Consider the following 19179-nt stretch of genomic DNA (forward strand, 5'->3'; position numbering starts at 1 on the left):
GAGCAACGCATGCGCATGGTTTTCCGGGTCGTTTGAGTTCAACATAGAGTATCAAACCCAATCAGGTATCAGCTTGAGGCTCTAAATCCCTATTTGCACACCGGCCCCTCGCGAGCCCAACTTAGACTTTAGAGGGTCAGGTCTTCGTGCGAGAGGTGAATAAAGATGGGCAGTAAGGAAACGGCTTCATGATCTTTGATATCGATCAAGAGATAAGTATTAAAGCGCTGCAGGAAGCTGCTCAGACTGCGATGGCAGGGGGGAGACGTTCTGAAGCTGCACGTGCCTACGCACGTTTGGCGGATCTCATCGATATACCGAGTTTGAATATATGCCAAAGCGCGGTCGTTCTCGCCTTCGAGCATGATCTTGTTAATCTTACTTTCGACGTTGGCGAAAAGGCTTTGAAAATTTATCCAGATGATGGCGAACTCATCGTCTATTACGCTGCTGCTTCATATCAACTAACGCCCAATATCGAAACCTACCAGAAACTTAGATGGGCGCTGAAGACGAATCCGCGGCAGTGGGGCAGTGCCTACCGGGCTTTCGCCGCTGCAGCTCAAAATACTGATAAAGCGCGAGAGGCCATTGCGGATCTACAATCTATCATCGGCGAACTCTCAGCTATTCAAGACAAGGGGACTGCCAAGGCGTCGGCAATTGTAGAACTCGTCAATCTTCTCCATCGTAATCCGCCGCTTGATAACGGTATGCTAGACGAAGCTTTGCGGCTAGCTTACGATCACTCGCCCGATCTCTATGAGTTGGTTTGGTATGCCGATCCCGATGGCCGGGTTATCCGGAAGATAAGCGGGGAGCGTGGAGATGAGCGTGCTGACAGGCTGGATCGAATTAATGAAGCTATTATCGAATTCGTATCCGGCAGAACTGTGGACTGGCCACGTGGCCAAGCATTGCTTCGGCACGACTTAGCAGCACTGATTGAAACATATGACGTTATTCCGACGTCAAGACTCGGGCAAAATCGTCGAGAACTCATCAAACGCGGTTTGTCAGAAACATTCATTGAGGTTCTTGAAGCCGGTCCTACTGCTTATGTCGATGTTATTTCTCCTAAGGAGGCTGGCAAGGCTTGGCGATGGGACGAGAATGTTAAGCCGCGCGTTAGAGATATTTTAGATGTTTTAGATCAACGCCATAAGAGATCGCTCTCGCCCTTTGCAAGCGGTCTTTTACAAACCGGCAGGATGATCGGGACGGAGGCGTTTGCTTTCCCTCAAGGACAGAACAGTTTCATCGTGGCCCAATGGTGTGAGGCGGGTTGCTATCTGTCCGATACAGTCTGGATCTTCCCTAGCCTCCGGACGATCCTGTTCTTTCGGGAAAGCAAAATCAGCGCGAAAGCGATCACCGCCTTTGTCCATCGGCTCTTTTTTCATTTTGCGAAATTTTCGGTCCTGGCCTACCCATCATCTGACGCCTTCAATGGCTCGATCCACGTCGTCGCGCCGGTCCTACCCCATATCGGGCATTACATCTGGAATGCGATCTCAGGTTGGTCGCCCTTCTTCCGCTATGCGAAGCGGACGGAGGCTGACGGTCTTGCTGTCTATCAGAATATGTCGATCATCTGCGATGTCCGCGATCTTTATCCCGAACAGATAAAACAGCCACTACTGCTTCTCAACGATGAGCAAGATGCGGATCTGCGCATCCTGGCTGGCGAGACTATTCTGACGCTCAAATCCAATTACATCACCGAGGAACTCGCCAATCGCGTGATGATCGCAGCGGCAGACAAGGCGAAGGGCACTATTATAGAGGAGGCCCGTGCGCTGCGAAAGCACTGCTTCCCGCTGGTGCTCGTCACGCTGCGGCTCGGCAACCGGTCCTGGATCGGACAGGCCGAGGGGCTTAGCCTGATGATGGAGGGTCTTCACGCGGAGTTTCCCTCGATCGGCTTCATTCTGGACGGCATCAATACCGGCGTCTCACAGGGGTGGACGCACGCCTTCATGTCGGTTCAGGAAGAGATCGACATGGCTCAGTCGATCATCGACCGGCTCGACCCGGATGTCATGATCCTTAACAGCATCAATTGTTCCGGCGCCGAGAGCATCGTCCTGTCACAGATGGCGGATGCTTTCATCGCACCGGTCGGCGCGGGCATGGCCAAGTACCGATGGATCGCGAATCTCCCGGGTGTCGCCTATTCCAATCGCGGTTTCTCCGCCGATGACCACTTGTACGGTCATCTCTACGACTACTACCGGGAGCATGCACGTGCCGCGCGCCACCTGCCGGCAGAGCTGGTGCGGGACATCGCCGTAGAAGGCATGGAAGCGTTGCGGAGCAATTTTCAGCTGGACTGGCGCGATCTCCAAGCGCTTGCCTCGGAACATTTTAAAGAATTGTTTTTTCAAGCGACGGCAGAAGATGAAGCCTTGGTGGATGCTGGGCTCCGACCGTTGGACCGCAGGCCGCAAATAACAACGCATGGGAAACCCAGCATGGCAGCACAGTATCAGCACTATATTTCCCTGGGGTCAAATTGCGAGATTGCCTTCCAGTTCCGGCGCGTCCTGCAGCAGGACAGCTCCAGCTTCTTCTCTTGGAACGTCACGGATTGCAGTGCCTTGCTGCGTCTCTTGAAGACCCGTTTCGAAGGAGTCGCGGAACTGGACAACATCCGGCCTCACAGCCATCCCTCGATGCTGCTCGACACGCGCTATGATTACCTTTTTCACAACCCCTTTGCGACAGGTGAGCCGAGCGAAGATCCGCAGTTCGATACGACCTGGGCAGCCTATCGGTCGAAGGTCGAATATTTGGTCGCGAAGTTTCTGCGCGATGCTGCCTCGGACGATCGCACGGCCTATTTCTACAAGACCGATGAAGAGGATGTGCGCGGAAAAGCGCGACTGATCCGCGATGCCCTTCAGGATCTGCATCCGAAGGATAATTTTGATCTGGTTATCATCCAGACACGCGACCGCGAGGAAGCGGATTGGGGAGAGTCGCGGCTGAGAAACCGCTATGTCAGACGCTTCGCTCCATTTGACGATGCGACCGATGGGCATGTCAGCAGTTATGACGCGATCTTCCGCGAGTTCCCGAAGGCCGTAACGATGTATTATGCAGGCTATTGATCCGTACCGATCGGGAGCGTCGGGTTGAACCCCGAGGCCTGCTTTCCGGTCCAACGCTTTTAGAACTCATCGGCCAACAAAAACGCCCGCGATGTCCACACCGCGGGCGTTGTTGTTCGGTGCTCTCTGTTATACCAAGTGTCGATGATAGGAACCTATAGGATGGTTCAGTGCTTGCCTCTGGCGTTGTCGAGGCTCTTGATGGATGCGACGGCATCGATCTGCGAACCTCTCCTAGCCAGAAAACCCAAGACGCCTGTCCTATAGTTTTCTATAATCGACACTTGGTATTAGCAGTCAGCTCGCCTTGTCGCGCAGCTCCAGCCTTTTGTCGATCGCCTGCATCAGTCCCTTCATAGCCTGCGACCAGTCGCGCTGCTCCATGGCCGCCACGGCCGCCTGGCTTAGGCTCCGCAGCTTGTCGCGATTTTCCGCAAGTTCACGCAGATGCGCGACTGCTTGGGCGGGAACATCGCCTGTAGGGTCCATGACGTAGCCGGTCTCGCCATCGCGTATGGCCTCGCGCACCGCGCCGACATCATTGCCCAGCGCCACGACGCCGAGTTGCATCGCCTCGAGCAGCACGAGCGGCAAGCCCTCATATTGCGAGGGCAGGATCAGCACGTCATGCGCTCCATAAAGCGCGATCAGCTCGTCCCGGTCATAGACCGGCGGCTGCAGATACGGCATCAGCGTTTCGACGGCCGGATTGCGTGTATCGGATACGACTGACTTGCCGACGATCGTCCAGTTGATCGGCAGGTTCATCTCGTGGGTGCGCGCGACGATGTCTGCAAGCGTATCGAGACCCTTCTGTGGGTCCAGGCGGCCTAGGAAAAGCACGCGAAGGCGGTCGGCGCGGCCACGACCGGCGAGCGCCTCTTCGATGACGTGGGGCTCTGGCGCAAAGGTCGGCGCATTGACGACCGGCACCAGCTTTTCCGCCGGTATACCCATGCCCCGGCACCAGTCCGCCAGTCCCTGCGAGCAGGTGGCGATGTGGTCATAGGCATGTTCGAAAGCCAGCGTCAGGAACGTGTGCCCGACAGGACGACCCGTGGCCGTCAGGTCGGTCAGATGCAGGGACGCGACGGTGACGACCTTACGCCGGCGCAAAGCGCCCATCAGCCAATTGGCGCTGGCGGCATGGGCGTTGACCACCACATCCTGCCAGCCCATCAGCGCCACGGCGCGCTCGCGCTGCCCTGGATCGTTCCAGGCCGAGAGCGGCGTGCCGAAATACTCCTCCGGTCCTGACCAGGGCATCTGTGTCGGATCGAGCAGGAAGATGATGTTGTCGAACACGGCCTGCCACTCTTCGGTCAGCCGGCCATTGTTGCGCTCGGTAATGTAGAGGTGAACCCCCCAGCCCTCGGCCTTCATGGTCCGTGCCATGTTCAGCACGACCTTCTCCACGCCGCCGAATTCGACCAGCGGAAGCAGGAAACCAATATTGCGGCCGTGACGGCGGCTTGGCGGAAAGGTTGCCACCCCGCCCCAGCCCTTGCGTTCGATGTGATAGGCATCGACCCGGCGGAACAGCGTCTTGCGCCAGTTCCACGGGATCCGCCCCGCCTCGCGATAGGGCGAATTGCACAGCCGCTCCGCGGCAAGCAGCAGATCGAAGCCGACCTTGCGACCAAGCGTCTGCGTGCCCTTGGCTGAAAGCGTCACCGACAGCTGCGCCAGGTCGGAGCCGCTGTGCATCACCAGCGTCTGCAGCCAGCCGAGATCGGTACGCGCCACATCGACGAGCGTGTTGAATGGCATCATGATGAGATGCGCGTCCTGTACCGTCTCTACCCGCTCAGGGCGGATGCTGTAATCCTCGGCGTCTTCGCCGGGCAAGTTGCTGGCCTCCACTCGCACAGCGCCGATCGGTGCCAAGCTGAGCTTCTCCTCCAGTGCCCAGAACAGCCAGGAGGCGATCCTTGCCTGCTGGAGAACCCGCAGAGATGCCGCGGTGGTCACCGCCAGGAAGGCTGGCACCGAGGAACGGCCGGGCTCGATCAGCGCGGCCCAGAAGTCCGCAGGGAAATCCGTGACGTCAGCGGAAAGATCATGAGGATCGCTGGCATAGACGATGCGGTTCTCATCGGCCAGGTAGATCGCATAGCGTGGAAATTCGCGCTGCTCCTGCGCCCTTATCTCCTTCTCGGAGAAGAAGGCGTTGTGCTTGCGTTGCATCGAATACCGGATCATCGCATCCACCTTGGTGGATTCCGCCAGCATACTCTCCGGTCTTTTGCGATAAAGAAAGCCGAAGTTTTCGAGATGCTTTCCCTTGAAGCCGTGTTCTAACGCGCTGATGAAGAAGTCCCAATCCTCGTAGCCCTGACGCATCGCCTCATCGAAGAACACGCCGGCCTCGAACACGCGCCGGTGCAGGAGACTACCCGCCTCGCAAAGGTTCATGTTGCGCATGAGCAGAGGCGAAAAGTCACCGCCATAATCCCAACCTTCGCGCAGGCCGAACATATCGACATCGGGATAGACCCAGTCCACCCCTTCCCGCAGCAAGTAAGCCGAAGCGCGCTCCAGCGCATGCGGATGCAGGCGATTGTCGGCATCGAGGAAATAGAAGAGCTCGATCTCCGGCCGCATCGCCAGGATGTGGCGAACGCCGAAATTGCGGGCAGAGCTGAGGCCGCCATTCCTCTTGCGAAGATAAAGGGTCGCCTCGGGATAGGCCGTGGCGTAGGTCGCGCATGTCTCGTGCGTGGATTCGAACGGGCAGCCGTCATTCACCAGGACGTGCAGAATCTCGTCTGCCAGCGTCTGTTGGCGGATACTCTCGATCGCTTCGATGACCAAGCCGGAGTGCCGGAAGATAGGCGTGATTATGGCGATCCGGCGCTTCAATGGAACGGAAGGCGACATTTCAGGCGGCATCCGCGTCCCCCTTGGCATAGTCGAAGGTGATGTCGCTGAAATGGGCCCAGCAGAAGCGTGCGCGCTCGCCTTCCGGTAAGCGTGTCAGAAGATAGAGGTCTGCCGGCTCGGCCAGAGGTTCGGCCAGAAACAGGGTCACCATCGACGGCGTGCGGGCAGGCAGTACCACCCAGTCGCTCTGATGCTCCAGATTGAGGCTCGGCAAGGTGATCTCGCCGCGCGTGGCCGGCGATCCCAGGCCGAGCCCATAGACCACGCGGCCCGCTTCCGGATGCATTGTCTCGACGCGGGCAGAGATGCGCACGACACCGGCTGGACAGGCGAGCGGCAGACATGCCTTGGTGGGTGACAATCCAACGGGATGGACCTGGATGCTCTTTTCCGTCTCATGGAAGAAGGTCATGGAGGGATCGTTCCGTGAATCGATGATGGTCATGTCGGCCTGCAGCGCCAGTGTGCTGCGCTCCATGCCACTGCCGAGCAACCGCACGGCTTCGCTGGAATGGGCCAGGCGAAGGCCCGGCGAAGCCGTCCAGCGATTGAAGGCCAGGGTGCTGCCGATCCGCTCGCCATTGATGGCCGCTTGCCAGCGCTCGATCGGATGCGAGACCCCGAGGCCCAGATGCAGCCCCTCGTCGCCCGTCCAGCGGCCGGACAGGTGCAGCGAACACGATTCGACGGGTAGGGCCCGGTCGAGTGCCAGGCGCAGCCAGCCTTCCGAGAGCGCGCGGCGCGCCACGGTCCAGCGACCGACGACTTCGTCACTTTCAAGAGCGCGCAGCTGAATATGCAGATCGCCTTCGCTCTTGGGAAGGCTGCGCAGGTAGATCGCGACATCGCACAGTCCCGCGGATTGATCCGGCAGAAGCTGTTCGAAGGTTTTGACCGAAAGGCTGTCTGCCGGATGGGAGAACCGGCTCGGGCCGACGGGCGTGGCAGCCCGCCGCTCGGCAAGGCGATTGTGCTGGACCAGAACTTCCAGTGCGGCAAAGGACGCCGCCGTCGCTTCGTAATCGGCGCGCAGCGAGGCGGTGGAGCGCAGGAGATCGGCATTGGCGCGCGACAAACGGCGCACGCAGGCGCCAATCCGGCCGAAAATGAATGGCGTAACCTGGTCGGGCGCGGTGAGTTGGGTGATGAGTGGCGCCGGTCCGCCGGTGCTTCCCGCCGGGCTGGCGTAATAGGCCTCGATCTGTTCGCGGATAGCCGGCGAACTGGTGATAATACTATCGAGGTCAACCGGAATTGTCGTCTCGTCGGAATTCGTCGCGTCGAGGCTGTCGATCGACAAGGCCACAAGCGTGCATTCATCGGACGTATGGGTCAGCGCGGCAGCCTGCACGTCCGGTTCCAGCGCAATCCATGCGATCTTGACGGGAAGATGAGCCGACGGGCCCGAGCTATGCCTTGGGAGATGCTGAGAGGGGGCGTCCTGCATGAATGTGCCAAATATCCTGAATCGTGTTGCGACGAAAATGCATGTAAAGGCTTTTGCCGCCTTTTGGAAGCAAGAGCAACGGCAGGTTGGGGGTTCAGCAGAAATGCGTTATGGCGCGGTTTTCGCGCCACACGCTGGCCCTTCGACTGCCCATCGCCAGCCTGCTGTGCAAAAGACGTTTCGCGGAGGGGCCTGCGCGTCCATTCACACAGTTACTCAATCTGCGCTGAGCCTTCGCGGTATGAGGCTGATGAAGACCATCTTGAGGAAGGCAAAGGCTTTGCGCGAGAGCTTCTCGAAGCCTTAGACTGGCCTGCAGTATCTCTCCCCCATGCGAAAGAGTTCCGAATGTGAATGCGGCCAAGCGTGCTGTCCATTTCCAAAGGTCGATGTAACGGAAGAATATGCTCTGGGCGGCAGCTCCTCAGGCACGGAGGCCATGGCAGCCCATGCTAAGAACGGAAAACAGGCTGTAGGCAACTTCGCGCACGTCTTTCTCCCGCTGACGATCGCTACCGGTAGCTTCCGCCAAAAAGAAAAAGCCGCCGCTCCTTGCGGAGCGGCGGCCATTAAGTGGTTAGCGAATAACCAGACGGAAGACTTCCGGTGCGTAGTAGTAACCGTCGGAGTGGCGACGGTAGCCGCGGCGGGCTTCGCGGTAGCCGCGGTGACCGCGCCAGTAGCCCCGACGCTCTTCGCGGCGTTCCATGCGGCGTTCGTGCCTGCGATCCTGGCGCTTCATCCAACGGGGGCGGTCGTCGCGATGACGATACTGAACATGCTGTGCGTCAGCGGTCAGCTGAACGGGCGCCGGCACGACCGGTGCGGCAGAGGCGGCTGAAAAGCTTGTGAGGCCCAGCACGACCGCAACAGCGGCAGCGCCGAAAACGTGAGTAAACTTGGTCATTGGGTCATCCTTGCTAAGTATGTCTTACTATTAGACACCGGGGGATGAACCTAGGGTGAATAGTCCGTTCATCCAGATGGGGCGGTGAATGGACGATGTGCAAACCGTATGGGCTCGAAGATCCGCACCGGCGGCGGGGTGTCGGTGAAGCGCTCGATCTCGACGCGGGTCAGCTGTCCGGTGCAGCCCTGCGCGAGTTGCGAGGTACCGATGTCGCGGGTGAGAATGTTGGGGTTGCCGTGGACGCATGTGGCGTTTTCGGCTTTTGGATCGTGCGGCTCGAACCAGGCGCCGGTGGCAAGCTGCATCACGCCGGGGCGCAGGGCCTCGCTGAGCACCGCGGCGGCAAGGCAGCTGCCACGGGCGTTGAAGAGGCGCACGACGTCGCCATCCGCAATGCCGCGCGCGGCGGCGTCTACAGGGTGGATGCGCAGGGCCTCGCGACCGCCGATCTTGGTTGCGCGACTGACGGCGCCGTAGTCGAGCTGGCTGTGCAGGCGCTGGTGCGGCTGGTTGCAGACGAGGTGCAGCGGGGCGGGGTCCGTGCCCGGGGCGTCGGCATGCGGCGGATACCACCGTGGATGGCCCTGGCAGTCCTCGTAGCCGAAGCTGTCGATGACATCGGAAAAGATCTCGATCCTGCCGGAGGGGGTGGCGAGGGGAAAGGCGTCCGGGTCTTCGCGAAAGGCGCGGGCGGGGCCTCCGGTGTCCGGTTTGAGCGGCAAAGCAAGCTCTCCACGGTCCCAGAACGTCTCGAAATCGGGCGCGTCGTGGCCACCGGCGGCAAGGGCCTTGCGGGTCGTCTCGTAGAGCACGGCGAGCCAGTCGCGGGCGCTGCGGTTCTCCGTGAAGGTCTCTCCTGTTCCGAGCAGGCGGGCGAGGCCGGAAAAGATGGCATAGTCGTCGCGCGCTTGCCCCACCGGCTCGATCAGCTGCTTCATGGCGATCATCAGAGGATCGCCCGAGGCCGCGCCGATATCGTCGCGTTCCAGCGTCGTCGTTGCCGGCAGCACGATATCGGCGTGCCGGGCCGAGGACGTCCAGGCCGTCTCGTGCACGATGATGGTCTCCGGCCGTCGAAACGCGGCGCAGCCGGTTGAGATCCTGATGATGGTGGAAGGGATTGCCGCCCGCCCAATAGACGAGCCTGATATCCGGGTAGCGCCGCGCCTGCCCGTTATAGGCATAGGGTGCGCCCGGCTGGAGCAGCATGTCGGCGATGCGGGCGACGGGGATGAAATCCGCGACCGGGTTGCGGAACTGATCGAGCGTCGGCAGGGGAACAGCGAGATCGTGCTTGCCGGTATTGCCGAGCGCGCCGAGCGAATAGGAATAACCGCCGCCGTCCAGTCCCATCTGGCCCAGCATGGCGGCAAGCACGATGCCCATCCAGACCGGTTGCTCGCCATGGTCTGCCCGCTGCAACGAATGGCTGACGGTGACGAGCGTTCTCATCCGCGCCATGTCGCGCGCAAGCGTGCGGATCGTCTCCGGCTCGATGCCGCAGAGGGCCGAGGCCCATTCCGGGGTCTTCGGGATGCCGTCGGAGGCGCCGGTGAAATAGGCCTCGAAGCGATCGTAGCCCACGGTATAGCGATCGATGAATACACGGTCGTGCAGGCGCTCGGCGACGAGGACATGAGCGATGCCCAGCATCAGCGCGACGTCCGTTCCCGGCGTGATCGACAGCCATTCGCCGTTTGCTTCGGGGGGGAAATCGTCCCTCAGCGGGCTGACGAGGATGAAGCGGCAGCCGCGCGCGCTGGCACTGGCGATCCTGTCGCGCACGATATGCGCGCTGTTGCCGCCGCCATGCACATCCGCGTTCTTGATGGCCATGCCGCCGAAGGCGACGACCATCTGCGCGCTGCGGGCGATGGCGTCCCACGTAACGCTCTTGCGCTCCACATGATCATAGGGACCGAGCACATGCGGCATGATGACCATGGCGGCGCCCGAGCTGTAGGTGTTGACGGACCTGACATAGCCGCCGAGCGTGTTCAAAAACCGGTGGATCTGGCTCTGCGCGTGGTGGAAGCGCCCGGCGCTCGCCCAGCCATAGGACCCGCCGAACACCGCCTGCGGGCCGTGGGTGTCGTAGACCCTGCGAAGCTCGGTTGCGACCAGCGACAGGGCCTCGTCCCATTCGACCTCCACGAAATCATCCGCGCCGCGCATCTCCGCCGAGCCGGGTCCATGCTCCAGCCAGCCGCGCCGCACGGCGGGGCGGCGGATGCGCATGGGGCTGTCGGCGCTGGCGGGCAGGTTTCCCAGAAGCGGCGAGGGATGCGGGTCGTTCGCATGCGGGCGGATGTCGAGCGTCCCGTCCTGAAACCGGCCGGAAAAGGCGCCCCAGTGGGAGCTGTGCGACTTGAACGGTGTCATGCTCTCGTCTTCTCAACCGCTGACGGAAAGGCATCGTCGGGCAGGATCTTGCCGGGGTTCATGATGCCCTTCGGGTCGATGGCCGCCTTGATGACGCCCATGAGATCGACAGCGGACCCATGCTCGCGCCTGATATAGCCGATCTTTCCGGTGCCGACGCCATGCTCGCCGGTCGACGTGCCGCCGACGGCGATGGCGTGGTGGACCATGGCCTTGTTGATGGCGGCGACCTCGGCGAGTTCGCCAGTGTTGTCAGGATCGACGGCGAAGACGACGTGGTAATTGCCGTCGCCGACATGGCCGAGAATGGCGGCGGGAACGCTGCAATCTTTCAGCAATTCACGTGTCATCAGGATGCAGCCGGCAAGCTCCGACACCGGCACGCAGACATCCGACGACCAGCCTTTCGCGTTCGGGCGCTGGGAGACGACGGCGTAGAAGGCGTTGTGCCGCGCCTTCCACAGGCGGTTGCGCTCTTCCGGTGTGCTGGCGAAGGCGAAATCCCGTCCGCCATTCTCCTCGACGATGGCGGCGACCATCTCCACCTGCTCGGCCACACCCGCGGGCGAGCCATGAAACTCGAAGGCGAGCGTGTCCGCGACGTCGAGCGACAGGCTGGAATAGCGGTTGACGGCATCGATCAGGCCGCGATCCATCAGCTCCATGCGGGCGACGGGAATGCCGAGCTGCACCACGGAGATGGCGGCGGCGACCGCCTGCTCGACGCTCGGAAAGGAGCAGAGCGCGGCCGAAATCGTTTCCGGCACGCCGTAGAGCCGCAGCGTAACCTCGGTGATGATGCCGAGCGTGCCTTCCGACCCGACGAAAAGGCGGGTGAGATCGTAACCGGCCGAGGACTTTCGTGCCCTGCCGCCGGTCTGGATGATCTCGCCGCTCGGCAGCACCACGGTCAGCGACAGCACGTTCTCGCGCATGGTGCCGTAGCGCACCGCATTGGTGCCGGAGGCGCGGGTGGCGGCCATGCCGCCGAGCGAGGCATTGGCGCCGGGATCGATGGGAAAGAACAGGCCGGTGTCGCGCAGATGCGCGTTCAGCTGCTCGCGCGTCACGCCCGCCTCGACCGTGCAGTCGAGATCTGCCGCGCTGATCCGCAGGATCTTCGTCATGCGCGAGAGGTCGATGCTCACGCCGCCCTGCAGCGCCGTCAGATGACCTTCGAGCGAGGTGCCCGTGCCATAGGGAATGATGGGCACGCCGGCCGCAGCGCAGAGACGGACGATATCGGCCACCTCCTGCGTCGTTTCCGCAAAGATCACGGCATCCGGAATGGCCGGCGTGTGATGGGACTCGCCACGACCGTGCTGCTCGCGCAGTGCGTGCGACGCCGAAAACCTTTCGCCGAACCGCGATGTCAGCTGGTCGAGAAGCATGTGCAAGGCTGCCTCCGAAACGAGCGACGACGGGGAAAGCGCGGGTGATGACGACATGGGATGCTCCGGACTTCGTTTCAGGCGATCGGCGTTTCGCCATTCAGGTAGCGTTCGAGAAAGGGCAGGCTGTTCTGGCCCCAGTAAAGCTCGTTCTCGAAGCGATAGGTCGGCAGGCCGAAGATGCCGGCCGCACAAGTCTTGCTTGAAGAGGACGGTCTACCCCGTGCGGGGGGATGGTGCCGCTTCAGGTACGGCCCTTCCATGGCACGAGTGCGGCTTCCAGAAGCCGGATGGCCGCTGCGGAGGCGAAGGCGCAGGCGGCGATGATGAAGATGCCGACGAAGACCACATCCGTCGCCAGAAACTGTGCGGCGGACATGATCATGAAGCCGATGCCGCGCGTGGAGGCGATCAGCTCGGCAGCGACCAGCGTGCCCCAGCCGATGCCGAGCGCAATTCGCACCCCGGTGAGGATTTCCGGCAGCGCCGAGGGAAAGACGATGTCGGTAAAGAGCTGGAAGCGGCTCGCCCCCAGCGATCTGGCCGCATTGATGCGCTCGATCGGCAGCGCCCGCACGCCGGCCTGCGCCGACAGGCAGATGGGCGCGAACATGGCGAGCGTCAGCAGCGTGATCTTCGACGTTTCGCCGATACCGAGCCAGATGATCATCAACGGCAGGTAGGAAAGCGGCGGCAAGGGCCAGTAGAATTCGATCGGCGTGTCGAGCACGCCCTTGGCGACGCGATTGACGCCCATCAACAGGCCGATGGGAATCGCCAGGCTGATGGCGATGGCGGCGGCGGTGAGGATGCGGAACAGGCTGGCGAACAGGTGCTCGCCGAGCGAAGCGCCGGCATAGCCATCGCGGTAGATGTTGGCGAACTGCGTCACGACCTCGGCCGGTGCCGGCAGGAATAGCGGCGAAACGAGGCTGAACCACGATGCTGCCCACCATGCCGACAGGATGACCACGGCGGCGACAAGGCTGATGGCGGCCGTCGGGCGGCCCACAATGCCGAAGCTCGTCATTTCCACCGTGCGGACCGGGCGGGGGAGGGGTTGCGACAGGGTGTGCGTGTGGAGCTGGTCCGGGCGGAGGACGATATCTTGCGCAATCTCGCTCATGCGGCGTCTCTTCTCACAGTGTCCGTGGCGTGCAGCATGGCGCGGATTTCCTCGCGCAGCTCCGTGAATTCCGGTGCGGTCTTGACCGCACGGGCGTCGCCGTTTTCCGCGAACCGGCGCATGAAGGGCGGATTGAACCGCCCGACGATGCGGCCGGGGCGCGGCGACATGACGAGCACCTGCGTGCCGAGGAACAGCGCTTCCTCGATGGAATGGGTGATGAAGAAGATGCGCTTGCCCGTGCGCTTCCACACGGAGACCAGCAATTCCTGCATCTGCTCGCGCGTCAGGCTGTCGAGCGCGCCGAACGGCTCGTCCATCAGCAGGACCTCGGGCTCGGTGGCGAGCGCACGGACGATGCCGACGCGCTGGCGCATGCCGCCTGAGAGCTCATAGGGGTAGGCGGCCGCGAAATCGGCAAGGCCGACGAGGCGCAGCAGTTCCTCGACACGGTCCCGCCGCTCGGGCTTTGGCACTCGTGCGAATGTCAGGCCGAGGCCGACATTGTCGGCAATCGTCTTCCAGGGCAGCAGCGTATCCTTCTGGAAGACGACGCCACGGTCGGCACCCGGGCCTGAGACAGGCTTGCCGTTGAGTGTGATCGTGCCGTCCGACAACGGCAGGAAGCCGGCAATGGCATTCAGAATGGTGGACTTGCCGCATCCCGAGGCGCCGAGCGCCACGACGAAGCCGCTGTCGGGAATGTCGAACGACACCCTGTCCAGCGCCTGAACGGTACGGCCGTCGCGCGTTGCGAAATAGACGCTGGCCTGATCGACGTTAAGCATAGGATGATCTCATGCATGCGACGCCAGCGCGGAAAGCGCCGGCGTCTTTTATGGGAGAAAGCGATCAATTGCTGGCGCTGGCCAGAGCGTCCGGTGTGACGAAGGCCGCATAGCTCGGAAGCACCTGCGAGACCTTGCCCTGATCTTTCAGGAACCGGGCCGTATCCTTGAGGATTTTGGCTGCACCCGATGCCTCGCCGCCGCCGAGCCAGGCGGCCGATGCCTGCACGTCCGGCGTGAGAAGATTGAGGTTCTTCAGCGCTGCCGCATGCTGCTCCGCCGTGCCGCCGAGGATCCTGGCGAGCGCCTTGGCGTTCTCGCTTTCAGGACCCCAGGCGGCCTTGTCGGTAGCAAACGAGGCGTAATACCTGCTGATGACGGCCGCATAGTCGCGCAGGAATTTCGGGTTTTCGCTTGCAAAGCCCGAGGCCGCGACCCAGGCGGAGAAGGTGGGCGCGCCGCGCGCCGCCACGTCCTTCGAGGTGATCAGCACCTTGCCGTTCTTCTTCAGCTCGGTCAGCGCCGGATCCCAGACGAAGCCGCCATCGATATCGCCGCGCGCGTAGCTTGCCACGATTTCGGGCTGCGGAATGGCAAAGACCTCAACGTCCTTTTCGGACAGGCCCAGCGACCTGATGAGCGCGAGCAGCTGGTAATGATCCGTCGAGACCGGTGCGGCCGCGAGCTTCTTGCCCTTGAGATCATCCAGGCTTTCGATGCCGGAGCCGTTGCGCACGACGAGCGCCTCGTCGGTGCCGGAAATGCTGGAAAGGTAGAACGCCTTCACATCGAGCCCGCGCGAGGTGGCCGCCGCAAACGGGCTGGAGCCGACATAGCCGACCTGCACATCGCCCGAGGCGATGGCCGCAAAGATTTCCGCCCCGGAATTGAACTTGCGGAAGTTGATCTCGGTGCCGGTCGCCTTGGCGAAGTCGCCATTGGCAATCGCGACCGAGGAGGGCAGCGCGTCCGTCTGGTATCCCACGACCACCTTGTTATCCGCGGCTGCGGCGATGGAGACGAGCGACAGGCTGGCCAGACCGGCAACGGCCGCCGCCAGCAGTGATGTCGCCCCAAGGAATGATGTCAGTGTCATATGTGCCCCCTCCACGCGGAAGACCTCTTCCGCGTCTCTCGTCAGGCCTTCAGGATGCGTGAGTGCGGGGAACTTCGACAGCAATAATCTACCAATTTACTCGAGTAATGGGCAAGGACGTGCTCTGTTTGTGAGCGCAAACGAGGCCCATGCCCGCCTCGCACGATGTCGCCACGCAGAGGAAGCATGTCGCTTCTTCGAGCGCGCAAACGGGTCGCGCGTGGTCTTCTCTCTCCTGTCCATGGAGGTGCCGCGGAGGAGCGGCAGGGCGTGAGGAAGGCTTCATGCCGCCATGGAAGGCTAGCCTTGCGCGGATGCGAACGACGGCGCTCGACCTGAACGAGGGCCTGCGGGCGCAACCGGCGGCGGCACAACACAGCTGGAGGAGCCAAGACATGAGCAAGAACAGAGGCGTGGTTTACCTGAAGCCCGGCAAGGTCGAGGTGCGCGACATCGACGATCCGAAGCTTGAGGCGCCGGACGGCCGCCGCATCGAGCACGGGGTGATCCTTAAGGTCATCTCCACCAATATCTGCGGTTCCGACCAGCACATGGTGCGCGGCCGGACCACGGCCCTGCCGGGCCTCGTGCTCGGCCACGAGATCACCGGCGAGGTGATCGAGAAAGGCATAGACGTCGAGATGCTGGAGGTCGGCGACATCGTCTCCGTGCCCTTCAACGTCGCCTGCGGCCGCTGCCGCTGCTGCAAGTCGCAGGACACCGGCGTGTGCCTGACGGTCAACCCGTCGCGCGCCGGCGGCGCCTACGGCTATGTCGATATGGGCGGCTGGATCGGCGGGCAGGCGCGCTACGTCACCATTCCCTATGCCGACTTCAACCTGTTGAAGTTCCCCGACCGCGACCGGGCCATGTCGAAGATCCGCGATCTCACCATGCTCTCCGACATTCTGCCCACGGGCTTTCATGGCGCGGTAAAGGCAGGCGTCGGCGTCGGGTCCACCGTCTATGTCGCGGGCGCCGGCCCGGTCGGCCTTGCCGCCGCTGCCTCCGCCCGCATCCTGGGTGCGGCCGTCGTCATGATCGGCGATTTCAATAAGGAGCGCCTGGCGCATTCCGCAAAGGTCGGCTTCGAGCCGGTAGACCTCTCCAAAAGCGACCGGCTGGGCGACCTGATCGCGCAGGTGATCGGCACGGACGAGGTGGACAGCGCCATCGACGCCGTTGGCTTCGAGGCCCGCGGCCATGCCGGCGGCGAGCAGCCGGCGATCGTCCTCAACCAGATGATGGAGATCACCCGCGCCGCCGGCTCGATCGGCATTCCCGGCCTCTACGTGACCGAAGACCCCGGCGCCGTAGACGATGCCGCCCGTCGCGGTAGCCTCTCGCTCCGCTTCGGCCTCGGCTGGGCCAAGGCCCAATCCTTCCACACCGGCCAGACGCCGGTGCTGAAGTACAACCGCCAGCTCATGCAAGCCATCCTCCACGACCGCCTGCCGATCGCCGACATCGTCAACGCAAAGATCATCCCGCTGGATGATGCGGCGCAAGGGTATGAGAGCTTTGATCAGGGGGCGGCGACGAAGTATGTGCTGGACCCGCATGGGAGCCTTGGGGCTGTGGCGTAAGCAGGGCGAGCGCAAAGGTCGCAGTGGTTTTTACGTCGTTTGGCGTTTCGTAACGGAGACCATTGCGGCCTCTTGGCCGGCTTCCTGCGAGGCTTGAGTATTCACGTGCGGCCGTCGTCGATCAACCCGTCGCCCTCTGGCAAAAAAACCTGCCGCGTTCCTTCAGCCCCAAAAGATGAGCAAGGTCGATCCGCAGGTCTGGCTTACCTGGACCCCGAGCGGATAGCCGGCGGCTGACGGCCACTACGGAGAACAGCCGGGCAAGGTCGGTGATGACGACGAAGCCGGTTTCGCGGCGGACAAAGCCGCTGATGTAGTCGGAGCGCCAGCGTACCCGATGTCGGGCGCCGGCTTGATGCTGTCGCGCCGGAAGGGTGTCACCTCGAACACCGTGTCGGCGACCAGCCCCAGCGCGAGGTCCTTTTCGCTCAAGGGAGTCATAGGTCCTATACCTGGCGTATGAGCACGCAGCCCTGCATCACCTCGCCAGCTTTCAGCCACGAGCGGCGAATGCGCGATTTCTTGCTGGACGCAAGGAAGACCATTTACTGGATCCCTCACCGACGCGGCGCGACGATGAGAGCCGCTTGCGTGAGGCAAGCTCCGGAAATGAGGATGCACTATCCTGAATTGCTGAGGAATTTCACTGAATTCGGTTGGGTCAAGGATCGTTGCGGCGGATGCCGGCGGCATCCGCTACGTTTTTTGGCGAAACGGTCGAACGAACCAGCGGATATCTCAGCCGTGATTGATGTCGCTCAACCGCCCGGCCGTCAGCTTTGCTTCATCTCCGGCCATAGAACAGCCGTGGCGTCCAGCAGTTGCGTCGTTCCCACTGCGATCCAGGGGATATCGCTGCCAAGACGCGTGCCGATGCGCACCTGAAGGCCCGCTTCGCGGGCAAGGACGGCACCTCCGGCGATGTCCCACATGGTGGTGATCTTCTGGAGGTGTCCGTCGAAGATGCCGCGGGCGGCAAAGACCAGCGAGACCGATGTCGTGTGCAGCGCCTCGACCACCCAGCCGGCTTGCCGAAGACCGGTATGCAGTGCGCCGATCTCGACAATGTCGTCGTGTGCACTGTCGCCGAGCGAGACGACGCGGACGTCTCCCAGAGGCGCGCTGCGGGCAAGCGCTGCGCCGTTTCGCCTGAGCCCCGTGCCATCGGCCGCGCTATAGACCTCGCCGAAGACGGGAAGGGCGACCACGCCGAGATCCGGCCGGCCATCGGTGACATGGCCGAGCGAGATGCCCCAGAGCGGCGAGCCGCGCAGGAAGTTCGAGGTGCCGTCGATCGGGTCGATGATCCAATAGGCATCGCCGCCGACGCCGCCAAGCTCCTCGCCGACGATCGTTTCGCCCGGAAACGCAGCATCGAGCCGCTGGCGGATCAGGGTCTCGATACTGGTATCGGCTTCCGAGACGAAGTCCTGAAAGCCCTTTTCCCGCGTGGAAATCGCGTCGCGTGCGGCAAAGAAGACGAGCGCCTCGTGCATGGCTTCTTCGACGATGGCGGTCGCCTTCGACAGACGATCCTGCGCCTGCGTCATGCTGCATCCCCCTCGTTGCGGGTCGCTGCCACCCAGGCCCGGAAAGCCGCGATCTCGTCTGTCTGGATTGCCCCGACACCCGCCTGTTTCAGCCGGGTCCAGACCGCATGCGGATCATCGAGCGCTCTGGTGTCGTTCAAATCGAGGCAGTGGGAGACATCGAGCGTGTTGATCCAGACGCGGACGTTCTGACGTTCGAGTTCTTCGCGCGCCGCAGCGACGTCGTCGAGATCGTCGAACTTCACCTCGATCATCGGCGCCCGAAATGCCGCGATGCGGCGAAGGTCTTCGGCGAAGCGATCCTTGCGGACCCGGAACATCGGCATATGCGGAATGCGGCCGAACCAGTCGGCGTTGACAAGCGGGAAAGCCGCGGCATCCACGTCGATATCGGTCTTGACGAGGACCTGTGCCTCGACGCCGAGCCGAAGCACGGTGTCCACGACGCTGGGGAAATCGCGCTCGAACTTCGTGTCGATGTTGACGGCGATGCGGCCGCGTGCCGCTTCGAGGATCTCCTCCAGCGTCGGCACGCATTCCTGCGTGACAGCGGCGTCCACCCCGCCGGCACCGGCTTTCAGCCGGGCTTTGCGAACGGTGTCGAAGGGGAGGTTCGACACGACGCCTGTGCCGGTGGTCGTGCGGTCGAGCGTCTTGTCGTGGATGACGACGAGATGTCCGTCGATGGTCGCCTGTGTGTCGATCTCGACCATCTCGACGCCGTGGGCGATGGCCGCCTCGATGGAGGCGATCGAATTTTCTGCCGTGTTCTTCCAGAAGCCGCGATGGGCAATGGTGAGAATGGCGGCATTGTCGCGAGAGGCCATGGCAAGGACGTCGGGTGTGTGTGACGTCGCGGTGGCAAGGCTGCTTGGGGACGTGGGCATGAGATCTTGCTTTCGGTTCG

Annotated in this window: 11 protein-coding genes and 3 pseudogenes; 2 read left to right on the forward strand and 12 right to left on the reverse strand. The window is 62.4% G+C overall.

From position 1 onward, the window contains the following. Positions 1-188: 188 nt before the first annotated feature. Positions 189-3113 (forward strand): hypothetical protein, encoded by a 2925-nt coding sequence (locus tag BSG19_RS26405; protein WP_244529270.1) that lies wholly within the window; start codon positions 189-191, stop codon positions 3111-3113. Positions 3114-3410: 297 nt separating this feature from the next. Here the strand turns inward: BSG19_RS26405 and BSG19_RS15760 are convergent, their stop codons facing one another. The 9 genes and pseudogenes from BSG19_RS15760 to tauA all read right to left on the reverse strand — a co-directional run bounded on the left by BSG19_RS15760 (position 3411) and on the right by tauA (position 15136). Further along, positions 3411-5993: a glycosyltransferase gene (locus BSG19_RS15760; protein WP_170866006.1), complete on the reverse strand. Its 2583-nt coding sequence runs from the start codon at positions 5991-5993 to the stop codon at positions 3411-3413. Between the two features lies 1 nt (position 5994). Then, a complete protein-coding gene (locus BSG19_RS15765) occupies positions 5995-7443 on the reverse strand; it encodes a DUF6212 domain-containing protein (protein WP_092988942.1) in 1449 nt (482 codons plus the stop codon). A gap of 577 nt (positions 7444-8020) precedes the next feature. Then, on the reverse strand, positions 8021-8350 hold the full coding sequence (locus BSG19_RS15775) for a hypothetical protein (RefSeq protein WP_092988944.1): 330 nt from the start codon (positions 8348-8350) through the stop codon (positions 8021-8023). Between the two features lie 68 nt (positions 8351-8418). Beyond that, positions 8419-10735 (reverse strand): annotated as a pseudogene (locus tag BSG19_RS15780) (molybdopterin guanine dinucleotide-containing S/N-oxide reductase). Beyond that, entirely contained in the window at positions 10732-12126 is a 1395-nt protein-coding gene (locus BSG19_RS15785; RefSeq protein WP_092988945.1) for an FAD-binding oxidoreductase, read from the reverse strand. The pseudogene BSG19_RS15780 and the gene BSG19_RS15785 overlap by 4 nt, the downstream one beginning before the upstream one ends. Before the next feature lie 77 nt (positions 12127-12203). After that, positions 12204-12317: pseudogene (locus BSG19_RS15790) on the reverse strand (2-hydroxychromene-2-carboxylate isomerase); the annotation flags it as partial. A gap of 53 nt (positions 12318-12370) precedes the next feature. Further along, the gene (locus BSG19_RS15795) at positions 12371-13156 is read right to left on the reverse strand and encodes an ABC transporter permease subunit (protein WP_092989123.1); all 786 of its coding nucleotides are present in this window, start codon (positions 13154-13156) and stop codon (positions 12371-12373) included. 92 nt (positions 13157-13248) lie between these two features. Beyond that, entirely contained in the window at positions 13249-14040 is a 792-nt protein-coding gene (locus BSG19_RS15800) for a taurine ABC transporter ATP-binding protein (RefSeq protein ID WP_092988946.1), read from the reverse strand. A 64-nt stretch (positions 14041-14104) separates the two neighbouring features. Then, entirely contained in the window at positions 14105-15136 is a 1032-nt protein-coding gene (tauA, locus tag BSG19_RS15805) for a taurine ABC transporter substrate-binding protein (protein WP_092988947.1), read from the reverse strand. 395 nt (positions 15137-15531) lie between these two features. On the opposite strand from tauA, the gene fdhA reads away from it, so the two are divergent. Next, on the forward strand, positions 15532-16722 hold the full coding sequence (fdhA, locus tag BSG19_RS15810) for a formaldehyde dehydrogenase, glutathione-independent (RefSeq protein WP_092988948.1): 1191 nt from the start codon (positions 15532-15534) through the stop codon (positions 16720-16722). 247 nt (positions 16723-16969) lie between these two features. On the opposite strand, the pseudogene BSG19_RS26410 reads toward fdhA, so the two are convergent. From BSG19_RS26410 to BSG19_RS15825, 3 genes and pseudogenes are all read right to left on the reverse strand, one after another. Next, positions 16970-17157: pseudogene (locus BSG19_RS26410) on the reverse strand (chemotaxis protein CheW); the annotation flags it as partial. A gap of 338 nt (positions 17158-17495) precedes the next feature. Then, entirely contained in the window at positions 17496-18272 is a 777-nt protein-coding gene (locus tag BSG19_RS15820; RefSeq protein ID WP_092988949.1) for an inositol monophosphatase family protein, read from the reverse strand. Then, the gene (locus tag BSG19_RS15825; RefSeq protein ID WP_244529271.1) at positions 18269-19159 is read right to left on the reverse strand and encodes a glycerophosphodiester phosphodiesterase family protein; all 891 of its coding nucleotides are present in this window, start codon (positions 19157-19159) and stop codon (positions 18269-18271) included. The genes BSG19_RS15820 and BSG19_RS15825 overlap by 4 nt, the downstream gene beginning before the upstream one ends. Positions 19160-19179: the final 20 nt, after the last annotated feature.

The sequence above is a fragment of the Rhizobium sp. NFR03 genome (assembly GCF_900111275.1).
In the GTDB taxonomy this organism is placed as follows: Bacteria; Pseudomonadota; Alphaproteobacteria; order Rhizobiales; family Rhizobiaceae; genus Ferranicluibacter.